General features: G+C 33.4%; 9 protein-coding genes. 3 read left to right on the top strand and 6 right to left on the bottom strand.

The window, feature by feature from the left end; translation table 11 throughout:
- Window positions 1-319 precede the first annotated feature (319 nt).
- Together ABID42_RS07245 and ABID42_RS07250 are read left to right on the top strand one after the other, a co-directional pair.
- A complete protein-coding gene (locus tag ABID42_RS07245; protein WP_367283062.1) occupies window positions 320-1138 on the top strand; it encodes a sensor histidine kinase in 819 nt (272 codons plus the stop codon).
- A 51-nt stretch (window positions 1139-1189) separates the two neighbouring features.
- On the top strand, window positions 1190-1870 hold the full coding sequence (locus tag ABID42_RS07250) for a response regulator transcription factor (protein WP_323688909.1): 681 nt from the start codon (window positions 1190-1192) through the stop codon (window positions 1868-1870).
- A 337-nt stretch (window positions 1871-2207) separates the two neighbouring features.
- Here ABID42_RS07250 and ABID42_RS07255 read toward each other — a convergent pair whose 3' ends face one another.
- The 4 genes from ABID42_RS07255 to ABID42_RS07270 all read right to left on the bottom strand — a co-directional run bounded on the left by ABID42_RS07255 (window position 2208) and on the right by ABID42_RS07270 (window position 6729).
- Window positions 2208-3719, bottom strand: a complete 1512-nt coding sequence (locus ABID42_RS07255; RefSeq protein WP_367283063.1) for a PQQ-dependent sugar dehydrogenase — start codon at window positions 3717-3719, stop codon at window positions 2208-2210.
- Window positions 3720-3829: 110 nt separating this feature from the next.
- Window positions 3830-4891 carry a helix-turn-helix domain-containing protein gene (locus ABID42_RS07260; RefSeq protein ID WP_367283064.1) on the bottom strand — a complete coding sequence of 354 codons (1062 nt, stop codon included), beginning with the start codon at window positions 4889-4891 and terminating at the stop codon, window positions 3830-3832.
- 100 nt (window positions 4892-4991) lie between these two features.
- Window positions 4992-5711 (bottom strand): LytR/AlgR family response regulator transcription factor, encoded by a 720-nt coding sequence (locus ABID42_RS07265; protein ID WP_367283065.1) that lies wholly within the window; start codon window positions 5709-5711, stop codon window positions 4992-4994.
- Complete coding sequence (locus ABID42_RS07270) at window positions 5701-6729, bottom strand: sensor histidine kinase (protein ID WP_367283066.1); 1029 nt, start codon at window positions 6727-6729, stop codon at window positions 5701-5703. Before ABID42_RS07270 ends, ABID42_RS07265 begins: the two co-directional genes overlap by 11 nt.
- A 205-nt stretch (window positions 6730-6934) precedes the next feature.
- Between ABID42_RS07270 and ABID42_RS07275 the strand changes: the two genes are divergently transcribed.
- Window positions 6935-9319, top strand: coding sequence for an outer membrane beta-barrel protein (locus ABID42_RS07275; RefSeq protein WP_367283067.1), 2385 nt, complete (start codon window positions 6935-6937; stop codon window positions 9317-9319).
- A 75-nt stretch (window positions 9320-9394) separates the two neighbouring features.
- On the opposite strand, the gene ABID42_RS07280 is transcribed toward ABID42_RS07275, so the two are convergent.
- Together ABID42_RS07280 and ABID42_RS07285 are read right to left on the bottom strand one after the other, a co-directional pair.
- The gene (locus ABID42_RS07280; protein ID WP_367283068.1) at window positions 9395-9826 is read right to left on the bottom strand and encodes a hypothetical protein; all 432 of its coding nucleotides are present in this window, start codon (window positions 9824-9826) and stop codon (window positions 9395-9397) included.
- Between the two features lie 227 nt (window positions 9827-10053).
- The gene (locus ABID42_RS07285) at window positions 10054-13686 is read right to left on the bottom strand and encodes a M1 family aminopeptidase (RefSeq protein ID WP_367283069.1); all 3633 of its coding nucleotides are present in this window, start codon (window positions 13684-13686) and stop codon (window positions 10054-10056) included.
- Window positions 13687-13688: the final 2 nt, after the last annotated feature.

Below are 13688 nucleotides of genomic sequence, written 5' to 3' on the forward strand. Positions count from 1 at the left end.
TCATTAATTCACTAACACTCCAAAATATTTTTACCTTCAATTCAAATGCTTTAACGGTTGAATCTATTCTGATTATCATCCTCGCACTTTTCTCTTTTATGGTTTTCTTAAATGATATCGTTAAGCAAAATGCTTATAATGATATCATCAGTCTTAACTGGATAAATTCAGGATTATTTATTTATCACACTTCCAATTTGTTGATATTCTATTTTGGTGCTACTATTGTAAGTAAGTTTTCAGTGGACACCAATCTTTATACATGGATACTGCATGCTTTTTTCTCTATTATCATGTATTGTTGCTTTTTTATTAGCTTATGGAAACGGTCACGCAGTTGAGTATTGTTGAAACCATATTACCTATGACGGTTATTGTGTTTATAATAGCGATAGGTGTGGTACTTTTGAATCAGCATTTTCACAAAAATTTATTTGAACAGAAGCTTAAACAAGAATCCTTAAAAATACTTTATCGAAACGAGTTACTCCGTTCTAGCATACTTATTCAAGAAGAGGAGCGCAAAAGAATTGCTCAAGATTTGCACGATGAATTAGGCGCAGTACTTTCTATTATGCGTATGCACTTGATAGTATTAGAAAAACAAATTACGAATGATAATACCAATATGCTGGCTGGCGTTGAAAACGTTCGTCAATTGTCAGAATCTGCACTGAGTAGTATTCGTAGTATTAGTCATCAGCTAATGCCACCGCAATTAGAGAAGTTTGGCTTGATAAAAACCTTAGAATCTGTTACGAATCAAATCAATAAAACAGGCAAAATACAGATTCATTTAACTACCTCTTGCGACGATACACCTATCCTTACTTGGGCAATCAGTTTAGGCTATTACAGAATAATAATGGAATTAATTAACAACACCATTAAACATGCTAATGCTACAGCGATTGATTTAAATATATTATGTAATACTTTTGACATAAAATGTACATACAGCGATAATGGTTGCGGTATTAACACAGAAAATAGCTCTGCTGGCTTAGGACTCAAAAGTATTGAAGGTAGAGTAACAGCCCTAAACGGAACATTAAAATGGGGCAATAACGAAAAAGAAAATGGTTTTTATACCTTTATTGAAATACCAATTGACAATACAACCCTTAATAACCCATAACAATTATTTTATCAATTTTCAGGAAAGAACATTATCTAAACAAATGTTATTATGGAAGAAAAAATAAGAGTTGGGTTAGTGGAGGATCAAGTACTTTTTAGAGAGGGAATGAAAGGGATTCTCAATCATGCCAGCAACAATAAATTTGAAGTAGTCTTTGAATGTGGAGATGGCTACTCAGTAATTGATAGGTTAAAAGATAGTCAATCCATTCCCGATGTCATGTTGGTGGATATTTCCTTACCAGCCAGACCCGACAAAAAAGAATTTAGCGGTTTGGATGTCACCAATGTCCTGTTAACGACTTTCCCCAATGTACGAATTTTGATACTGTCTGTTCATGAAGATGAAAACTTTATAACAGACCTAATCGAACATGGAGCCCACGGCTATTTGGTAAAAGATAGCGACCCTCAAGAAGTATTCGATGCTATCCAATCAGTTTATAGCAAAGGCTCTTATATTAACGAACGCACTTTGAAGGCAATTCAAAGTAGAATGGGCAAAAAAGTAAAGAGCAAGAAAATGAATATTGCCATCACCAAAAGAGAAGAAGAAATCCTACAACTTGTTTGCCAACAATATACTGCCGAAGAAATTGCAGAAAAACTTTATATCAGCGTAAAAACTGTAAATGGACATAGAAATAATTTACTTCAAAAAACAGGTTCTAGAAATGTTACTGGTTTAGTATTATATGCCATTAAAAACAGTATTTTCTCTTTGATTTGAGATAAATAGCAGGCTCTATCTTGCGACTCTGATGAAATTTTCTTTACGGTTTTTGTCAGTTTTATACGGGAAATTGCGTGGAAAAAACCGCAAAAAAGACAGATTGAGCTATCTCAGAGATAGCTCAATCTATGAAAAAGATAGGCTATCATATCTCTGAGATGGGTTGGTGCTTCTTTTAAATAGATTGGGCTGTGAGAAAGATGAATTGGCTTAGCGGGAAAATTGCTATTGGTTTCTGAGAGCTAATACTAGTCGTAGATTATACTCAATGTCGTCAATTGCCGAAAGCCTACGACCAGTGTTAACCTCCAATATTGACCAATTATTTATTACTTCATAAAGCTCCGTTTTTTACTCTTATCAATTTGCCGTTTAATTCATCAGAAAGTATATATAATTTACCCATAGGACTTTGTATCACTTTCCTTATTCTTAGTCGGTCGTTGACAAATAGTTCTTCTGTACTTTTTATCGTTTCGTTTTCAATAGTTAACCGCCATAAACTACCCTTTGATAATCCGCCAATTAGTAAATTATGGTTCCAAGCAGCAAATTCCTGACCCAAATAAATGTGCAGACCTGTGGGGGCTACTGTTTGTAACCATGACCAAACTGGCTCTGTGTAAGTATTCCCGAGAATGGGTTTTGGTGCAAATTCTGCAAAACGATATTTACCTGTTGTTTTCATAGGCCAACCATAATTGGCTCCTGCCTTTAGCACATTTATTTCATCTCCTTGATGTGTACCATGTTCGCTAAACCATATTTTATTGGTGTTGCTTTCAAGTGTCAAGCCTTGAGCTGCTCTTATACCTATAGCGTATAATCCGTGAATGGCTTTATCTCCAAAATAAGGATTATCCTTTGGTATTGTTCCATCAGAATTTATTCGGTAGATTTTACCTCTTTTATCTTCAATATTTTGAGCGATTGGTATAGCAGGTTCATCTTTTTCGGTAAATAGTCGTTCGCCAATGGTAAAATATAGTTTACCATCATTACCAAAAAGCATCCCACCACCATAATGTACCCGCTCATAGGTATATGGTTCTGCTACAAAAAGTACCTTAATCTGTTGTAATGATTCATTTTCGAGTACTGCCCTTATAATTTTGGCAGTTCTTCCTTTTGTTGCAGCTTTGGCTGCATAAGACAGGTAAATAAATTTATTTGTCTTAAAATCAGGGTCGAGCAACACTTCAAATTTGCCAGTGTTATCTCCAAAACCACCAAGACTATCTTCTAAGTCTGTAGGAAAGCCTTGAATTTTGGTCTTTTCTTTATTTAATAAATTTACTTTTATCAAATCACCTTCTTTCTCTGAAATCAAAACTTCATCTTCTGATATAAAAGCGATGCTCCAAGGTCGTTTAAGTCCTTCTAAAATTGTTTCTTTTTCTAACCGAATGGCATTTACGTCAAAGGTTTTATGGGGTGTTCGGGTAGATACTTTATCGGCAATAAACCATCCCTCATTAGTTTTCATGAGGTTGAAATAGTCGGTGAACAAATCTTTTGCAGTGCTAATTTCAATTTTTGCACTGCCCATATTATTGGTAATATCTATGCTAACTATACGGGTGCTTAGGTTTGCTGGTCTTGCATGAGGTTTGAATAAACCGAGGTATTGATTTTTTGTAAATTCGGTAAATTTTCCATTACTATAATTTTTCAGATGACACGAAGTGTGCATTGCTTTACTCACTTTAGTGGTATCGCCTGTTGCCCATCCATCAAAATATTGTTGTATCGTATTTTCTATCAATTGCCTTTCGGTGGGGCTGTTTTGGGAAAATGCTGAAAAAAAACTGGCAGTTAAACAGATAAATAAGACTACTTTTTCCATCTTTAAAAGGATTTTTTGATTAACAAAATGAAACCATTTCATTTCGGTTCTCAAAAATGCAATAGACTTTTAAGATGATGGTATGATAGTCTAAATTCAGTAGTACGGTTTTATAAATCTGGAGTATTCGACTGTTGATAAGCACTGGGAGTCATCCCTTTAATTTTTTTGAAAGTAGCGAAAAAAGTTGATTTAGCGTTAAATCCTACTTCATCGCCAATAGCATCTATCGTTAAATTTGTATTTTCTGATAATATCTTACAGGCTTCGTTGATTCGATATTCATTCACAAAAAGGGTGAAATTCTTCTCAATATTATCATTTAAAAGTTGAGATAATTGATGACCCGAAATATTGATTTCCTTGGCAAGGTCATTAATTTTTAGATTTGGATTTTTAAAGAGTTCCTTCTCTGTCATCACTTTTCTTAGGTTGCTTATTATTAGCTGAGCATCCTCATTATTTAGTTTTTTATCAGCATATTTTTGTGAAGAGAAAGACGACAGGTCGTTTGTTTTTTTGCGGTAAAGTAATGTAAATACTACAAAATAAATGATAATTGAAAAATACACAGCCCCATTAATATAACTGCCTTTAGTAATGTTTAAAATTGCCCAAACGTAAGATATAAAAAGTATTATTACCGCTGTACAAATGGTCAGTATCCATTTTTCAAAAGGCTTTAAACTTTCTTTTCGAGTGATTTTTTTCAGAAGTGGGATTAATAAAAAGACAGAAAAAGCAATGTAAATACCCCATTGTAGATATATAATAGGAACAATGTAGTGTCCCCATAGCTTAGGAAAACCTTGATATGGGTAAACAGCACCTATTACTATAATTATGCAAAACCAAGAGATTATTTGCCATAGCCAAGATTTTGGTAAATTTTTAATTTGGCTGATTTCTGATTTTATGAAGAAGTATAAAAATGGACCTATGAAAAAACAGGCAGTCAATCCAAACTGTAGATATATTTTAGGTAAACTGTAATCAAAGAAATACGCAACCGATTTTCCTATCCTGATGCTCAATACCATTAACAAAGCACCCAAAAAATAATTAGACAAATATTTTTTGGATGAAAAAAATATATAATAAATACCTATAATGAGCCCATTAAATGCTCCCAAGGTACTAAAAAAGAATAAAACTTTATCACCAAAACTCATTGTTCGTTTTTTGTTTTATAAGGCAAAAATTATCTTTCAGGATGGTTGATTTGCTTTAATAAAAGCTAAAAGCAAAGAGTTATTTTAGACGTTTACCTTCTTAATTGCTAATTCCCAAGCTTTTCAAGAACTCTAATCTGTAATTTCCGCCGATGGGGATTTCTGTTTTACCAATAAATACTCTATTTCCTTCAACATGGCTTATTTTGGACTTGTTTATCACAAATGACCGATGAAGTCTTAGGAAATTTTGATTAGACAATAATGCTAAAAAATCACTAAACGTCATGACTGGGAAAATAGTCTGGTTTTCGGAAACAATTAGTACATTATTTCCTTTGGCCTCAGCATAAAGCAAAGTGCCAAAATCCACTTTGTGTATTTTTCCATCAGCTTTGATAAAAGTAAAATCTTCTACGGTTTCTTCTATCAATTTTACAGAGGGCTGTTTTAATAGCGCTAATTTTTCTTTGACTTTATCAACTGCAATAATAAATCTGTCTAAAGAAAAAGGTTTGAGTAAATAATCTATTGCTGAAAGGTCAAAAGCATCAAGTGCGAATTCCTTATAAGCCGTGGTAAATATTACAGACGGCGGATTTTTGAGTGTTTTTAAAAATGCTATCCCATCCAAAACTGGCATATTAATATCCAAAAAAAGTAAATCTACCGTTTGACTTTCTAATACTTTCTTAGCCACAAAAACATTTTCACAACTCGCCAATAACTCAATTTCAGGCAAATGGGAGCAGTATTTTTCTATAATTTGTCTGGCTATAGGTTCATCATCTACAATGAGACAGGTTATTTTATTTTCCATTTATCCTGAGTTTTACTTCGTAATTAGTTGTAGTCTCATTGATTTCCAAATCATACTCACCTTTATATATTAAATCCAACCTTTTTCTTACATTGTCTAGTCCAAATCCACTATGTTTTTGTTTGTCATTGTACAAATTATTATGAGAGTTTACTACCGAAAATAGTATTGAATTCCCCCATATTTTTAGGCTTATTTCTATATTTATCACATTATCCAGACTGTTTTTGGAGTGTTTGAAAGCATTTTCTACAAAAACAATCAAAAGCATAGGTGCTATTTTGAAAGATTTTTGAGGGTTGATATTTTCAAAATCTGTTTTCAAGTTGAGGCGTTCTCCTAAACGTATTTTTTCAAAATCAATGTAGTTCTTTATATAGTTAATTTCTTCTGGTAGTGGCACCAAAATATCTTTGGCATCGTATACTGAATACCTCAACAAATCGGATAGTTTCAACAACAAATCAGGTATTTTTTGATGGTCAATTAATGATAAACCATACAGGTTATTCAAGGTATTAAACAAAAAATGTGGACTTAGTTGAGACTGAAGAAGCTGTAATTCGGATTGACTATGCAAAACTGTTGAGTTTGCGAGGTATAATGTATATTCAGTACGCATACGTATCAGTTTTATGAGTATGCCAATCAATACACTTATAACAAAATAGATAACCAATGCTATAGCGACAACTAAGAATTCTTGATGAGTGATAAGGGTGTCTATAATGGGCATTAAAGATACTATCAGGGCGAAAGTCAATCCAATCAGTACAATAAACACCAAATTGCTAATATGCTTTCTTTGCCATAAACTAGCCAAAAAACGGCCTACAAATACACCTATCAACAACAAAATAGTTGATATTAAAGCTATCTCGTCGTCATTATTCTTGAAAAAAATATCCGCAAATGCCATAAAGGTCGTAAACAGAAGTATAGCAGCTATACAAGAAAGCCCTAAATAATTACCGATTTTAACGGCTTCTTTGCCAAATACTTTTTCTAAAATGCTCATTTTATTTTTTTCTGCAAAATTGAATAGCCTCAATTATAATAAAAACTATTGATTTCACACCCCATTATTTGACTGACGAAATCGCATTTAAATATGTTAAAACCTTTGTCAGTCCTTTTCCCGTGTTTGTCACTTCAAAATTGATTTCTGTCAGACTTGTTTTCAGGGCTATCTAAGGAAAACAAACTTTGTCAAAAAAACAATTATGAAAAAACTATTTCTGTTACTAATCCTATCAGGTCAAATATTGGCCCAAAATAAAAGTATAGTCGGGAGTGTCAAAGATACTCAAAATGAATCGGTGATTGGTGCTAGTGTCAAACTTATGAACAGTATCGACTCAAGTTTTGTGAAAGGAGAAATTACTGATATAAATGGGAATTTCCTTTTTCAAAATCTATCCAATGGCAGTTATTTTTTAGAAATCACTTCAATGAGTTTTTTAAAATATACAAGTGTAAAGAAAACATTGAACGAACAACAAACCAAAGTCGAGTTGCCCGTTATCATCCTTTTGCCTGCCAAGAGTACCACCTTAAACGAGGTAGTAGTTAGTGCTAAAAAACCGCTAATTGAGCAGGAAATCGACAAAACGATTGTAAATGTAGGAACGATGATATCGGCAGCGTCCAGTAATACCCTTGAAGTTTTGGAAAAAACACCTGGTATATCAGTGGACGCTCAGGGAAATATTAACCTGTATGGGAAAAGTGGAGCTATGGTTTTGATTGATGGCCGCAGTACTTACATGAGCGGGACAGACTTGATAGCTTATCTTAAATCTTTACCAGGCGGTTTATTAGATAAACTCGAACTGATGGATAATCCACCTGCAAAATATGATGCCGGAGGGTCTTCTATCATCAATATTATTTTAAAGAAGAACAAAGCAAGAGGTTTGACTGGTAACCTATCTTCGGGCATGTCGATGGGGCAAAAACTGAGAGTCAACAACAGTGTAAATTTTAATCTTAATCGCCAGAAAATCAATTGGTTTTGGGGAATAGACCAGAGCTTAGACCAAGATTACACACAAGAAACTTCACAAAGGACCATTTTTAATGATGAAAAAATAAGCATTGCCAATATTCAATCGAAAAACTATAGCGATTATAAATCTAATACCCTCAGTGGAAGATTTGGAGCTGATTTTACTTTGAGTGAAAAAACTATTTTGGGCATGCAGTTTTTTTTACAAAATAGACCCCGTTCAGATGATGCAAGCTATATCAATACGACAGCCACTCAAGCATTCAAAGGCAATAATAGTGGTACTAATAATTGGAACTCAAAGTCTGCCAATGTAAACTTTAACCATAAATTCAATAGTAAAGGACATGAGTTATCTGGGGATTTGAACATATTAAACTATCAATCTGGAGGCTTACGAAACTTTAATAGAGTAACTGAAAATGTACTTTTTGACAATAAATTATCCAGCAATATTAATATCTATAATTTCAAAACAGACTATTCACTGCCATTGGGCAAAGGAGCTAATTTGGAAAGTGGACTAAAAGCGAGTTTTGTAAAAAATGATAATGATGCACTTTTTCGGGATGAGTTCTCCGCAATTATTTACAGCAGGAGTAACCACTTTATATATCATGAAAATATAAATGCAGGTTATATAAATATCAGAAAATCAATCAATAAAAAGTTGAGTTTACAGCTTGGCTTTAGAGCAGAAAATACCAATATCTTGGGAGAATTGTTAGCAAATGAAAGCATTCAATATCAGAAATTTAATCAAAATTTCACCAACCTATTTCCCAGTGTATTTTTAAGTTATAGCTTAGACAGTTTAAAAAATCATAACCTTAGTTTTAATTTCACAAGGAGAGTAAATAGGCCTAATTATCAGCAATTTAATCCATTTCTAAACTATGTTGATGCCTACAATTATACTCAAGGTAATCCAGATTTACAGCCCTTTTATTTGAATTTGGTGCGTTTTAAGTATCAATATAAATCTATTTACACACTAGGTTTTGGCTACGATGGTGCGGATGGAATTCTTGGTGAAGTTACTATCAGAGAAGGTGAAACATTTATCCGAAAGCCATTTAATACGGGCATTGGCAACAGAATATTTATTAATCACAATTTAACACTACAACCTACCAAATGGCTAAGTTCAACATTGTATTTTCAAGTGGCTCGATTCGACATTAAAAGCAACATTAACGGAGAAACCAATCATACAGTATTTTTTACTGGAAGAGTATCTACCAACCAACAAATTAGTTTTGGGAAGGGCTGGTCAAGTGAACTTACTGCTCAGTACAAAACCGAAGAAAGAATCTATCCTACGATAGTATTAGATCGGGTATCTGTTTACTATTCGATGCAAAAAAAGATTTTGAAAGACAAAGGAGCGATAAAATTGAATATCAACGATATTTTTCATTCAGATACTTATCGAGAAAGAGTAGAAAACTTTCAGAATATTTATCAAAATAGGGTCAATATAAACGATACTCAGCGAATTGGCTTGGCATTCAGCTATAGATTTGGCAACGAAAAATATGCCCATAAACGCCGAAATAGAGATAATTCTGCAACCGAAGAGACAGAGAGAGTACAATAAGTTGTGAGGAATTCAGTTCCCCACTTTGATACTGATGGTAGGAGAGCCTAAGACCACTATTGGCTTTTTTTTTAATTAAAGAGATTCAATCCATATATATTCTTTATTATCTGTCATATCTATATATTCCTTTATTGCAGGGTATTTTTTTTTAATGTGAAGTCGCCAGTTGTTTTCTCGGATTAATACTTTTTCTTTTAATACTTTCATTACTCTTCCATCAAGCATATCAAAAACAAAATATTTGTCATCCTCAATAATTGAAATAATCAGTTTTGCTAGTTCTCTATTTGTTCGTAAGTCTCCATAAATACTTAAAATAGTCATTATAAAGGGGAATAATATTATTAATATGCTGTTCAAAAGTTCATCATCTTGATATCTCCAAAAAAAGAAAATAATCCAAGCTAAATAAAATAGAGGTCCCAAATAAAACCAGATAATATTTTGTTTCCTTAAATTTTTTAATACTTTAAGTATCTCAATTTGAAGTTCTTTTTTTTGCATCTTTTCGGTATAATATTCTGAATGATCTCGCATTATCTACGCTATTCGATTTGTTCTGTAAGGGCAAATCAAATGACTGATAAAAACGTTCTATGAACGTTTAGTGAATTAAATAAAATCTTTTTATCAAAACTTCCACTTGTCTTTCAGAACAAGTGGAATAGCATTAATAGCAAAAGACACAAGAATAAAGATTTTGTTCTTGTGTCTTTAGTCTTACATCTCTACTACAAATTCTCCTCTAAAACCGCCGTCTTAACATTATCATCCGAATGCCTATCTATCAGCTTATTAATTGGGTCAATTCCAGCTTTTTTAGGTTTTTCTTTTACGATGATTTTGAAGGTATTGTCTTTCTTAGATACTTTGTATTTTTGAATATAAAGCAATTTGTCTTTACCATCCTTGTCTTCACCATATACACCAACGTCAATCCAATCGTTTAGGGTAATAGGTTTTTCGTTACCAGAACTATCAGCTCTGAATTTCTCAGAAATAGCTTTAATACTTACTTCATACGTTTTGTTTGGCAATGCTTTGTATGATACTTTATCTGTTTTGTTTTCATACAAGGTTATTGTTTCAAACATATCATGAATGATGTATTTTAATGAATCTGGTGTTTCAGCTTTGAAAAACTTTAACAAATCCTGACTAGTAGGGTAGCGTTTGTATTTTCCATCCGAACTTGGATATTTCCAATCAGCCAAGAAATCGTGCAAAGCTTTGTTTACTTTATCTTCACCGATATAATCTTGCAAAGCAAACATTGCCAATGAACCTTTGTTGTAATGAATATATCCCTGACTTTCTACCAACGCTAAAGGTTGTTCTTTTTTACTTTCTCTTGCACGACCAGTCAGATATTTATCCAGTTCATACTTTAAGAATTTTTGCATTAATTCGGGTTTAATGGCGTGTTTCATTACCATCAAAGCAGAGTATTGTGCTTGTGTTTCCGAAAGCATGGCATTACCTTTTACTCTGGCTTCTGCTACTTGGTGTCCCCACCATTGATGTCCCAATTCATGAGCCGTAACATAAAATGGCATATCTAAATCTTTCTCTGGGTCGTTGATTTTCTGGATAAACCCTATTCCTTCTGAAAATGGAACGGTATTGGCAAACGACTGCGCAAAAGAAGCATAGCGTGGAAATTCCATGATTCTCATTTGGCGGTATTGATAAGGAGCGAAGTTTTTATCAAAATAATCAAACGACGATTTCATGGAGGAAATCATCTTTTCGAGGTTATACTCATGTCCTTTATTATAGTAAATTTCCAAGTTTACATTCTTCCATTTATCACGTTTAATTTCGTATTTAGCCGAAATGATTGAATAGAAATTGACCATCGGAACATCCATTTTATAATGGAAATATTTACGATTTTGCTTTTCCCAAGTTTTCTGTAAATAACCAGGAGCAATGGCGGTTTGGTCTTTACTCGTACCAATTACCATCTCAAAACGAATATAATCTGAATCATCACCAAACAAACTTTGTGATAGCCCGATTGGATTATTCTGTTCCATCATTCTTTCTTTTTCAGGCAATTTGTACTTTTTACGAGTATCGTCATCACCAATTTCAAAGTCTTCGCTATAACCTAAAGAAGGGAAATAATTATTGTTGAAGAACGTACCGTTATATACTACATTTGTGTTTGAGCCGTTTGCTACAAAACCTTTGGTTTCAAATTTAGTTTTGAAACTCATCTTCACAGAATCGCCGATGGCTAAAGGTTTACTTAATTGATAAATCGTAAAACCGAATTTATCATAAGCTTTTTTTACTTTAGCACCGCCTTCAAATTTCAGATATTCAAGCTTCATATTATGCAAAATGTCATTCTGAATAAGAATGTCATTTAATACCTTTTTCGTTTTATTCTTTAACCAAAAATAACCTTCGGCAGTAAAATCACGTTCTTCTGGATATACTTCTACTTTCAGGTTTACATCTACAATTCTTGGTTGTGGAGCATTATCGAATTGCTTTTTTAAGGTTTTTTCGTAATCGACTTGTAGTTTTTCTTCATCTTCTTTGGTGGTGTATCTATTCAGTTTATTCGTATTATAATACACATAAAAACCAGTAGAAATAAAGACGACTAAAGTACTGATTGCCAAAGTAAGAATCGGTTTACTTAAACGAAGTTGACCGATTTTTAACCTAGTTTTCATTAAAGATTCTGTTCCTCTTACACTCAATAAAACCGATGAAATAAAAAGAATGCCTACAAAAGCCAGCCAATAGAGTTTCATCCAAGAAAACGACGATACGAAATGTCCATATTTGTTCATGTCAGAATAACTGCCCAAGCTACCGCTGTTGAAAGAGAACAATGGATGTTCGATACCAGCGCCACTCATGAACATATTAATGATAAAGAACACGAACATCAAAGCAAAACCCACTAATTTGTTGTTAGCGATGGTCTGAATGAAAAATGAGAGTAATGTAAATGCTACTAAAAAGATAAGTTCATCGGTAAAAAGTGTTTCGAAATAAAGTGGTAATTCAAAGTTGAAATAACCATGCGCTATTTGAACGGATACTCCAAAGAAAATCAAACCTAACAATAAAGCAACATAAATAAAGATTAATCCTATGAATTTGGAGAGTAATCCAACCCAATCAGGTACTGGCAAAGCATCTATGATAAGATTGATATTGACCGTTCTTTCTCGCCAAATTAATTCACCAGAGTAAAATACAACGATGATTAAAAAGAACAAATCAAATTCCGACAAAAAGCCTAAAACATTGGCTGTGATAGGATAGGAGCTTGTTCCATACATTTCTCCGAAATAGAAAGAATTGATGGTTAAATCTGCAAAACCTACAAAAACAATGGCAATAAATGGAATCTCTTTAACAACCATTTTGGCATAAAAAACTGATTGTTGCCAAAGCTGAGTAAGATTTGCCGAGAAATTGGTGAATTGATGTACAAGTGGAATCGCTACATTTTCTGGCTTGATTCCAGAAGATTCTTCTTTCACAATTTTCTTTTTCTTGAACCATGAAGAAGTAACCACGTTGAAACTAAAAGCATAATAAGTAATGGCTAAAATAACAAAGCCGACCCCACACCAAAGTACACGATTCCAGAGCATCATACCTTCAAGTGGAATCAATAGATTATTTTTCTGTGCTGGTGTCCAGTACTGAGTATAGATTTGGAAGGTTCTGATAGCGAAAGGGTCAACTAAGGATGCAAGGTCTTTATTTTCTAAATCTTGCGTAATTGTCCCAGTGATTTCGTACAAAACAAATAAAATAATCCCTTGTGTGTAAATCAATAAAGGTTTTCTACTGAGTGTTCCAGCCGCAAAGTAAATAGTGGCTTGGATAAAAAGATTGGTAATACCATAGAAAATAAATGGCTGAAAATAATGCCAAGCATCAAAAGCGTGCATTGTTTTTTCTTTCCAAGATGGATCCCAAGGGAGGAATTTACCAAGAGAAAATCCAAGCATAAAAGCTATCCAAATAGAAGAGTAAATCAATACCATGACAAAAAAAGAACCCCAGAAACGCCCCATCAAATAATCGAATTTCGACATGGTGGTGGTAAACATCAAGGATTCTGTTTTATGTTCAAAGTCTCGCAAAACGGCTACGCCCATCACTGCTGAACTAATGAAAGTTACGGCAAAAGTCATGATGATAGTCATGAAAGAAAGCGAGTACGGAGAATTAGCTTGTAACTGTCCACCACCCGAACCGCCGATGGTAACGTATTTTGAGGTTGCTGCCGCAAAACAAAGGATAAATAAAATCAGAAAATATAGATAAGTAGCTGCTCTGTTCTTTCGATAGCTAAATTCAAAACGTAAAATTTCTAAAAACATAG

Source organism: Arcicella rosea, assembly GCF_040543805.1.
In the GTDB taxonomy this organism is placed as follows: Bacteria; Bacteroidota; Bacteroidia; order Cytophagales; family Spirosomataceae; genus Arcicella; species Arcicella rosea.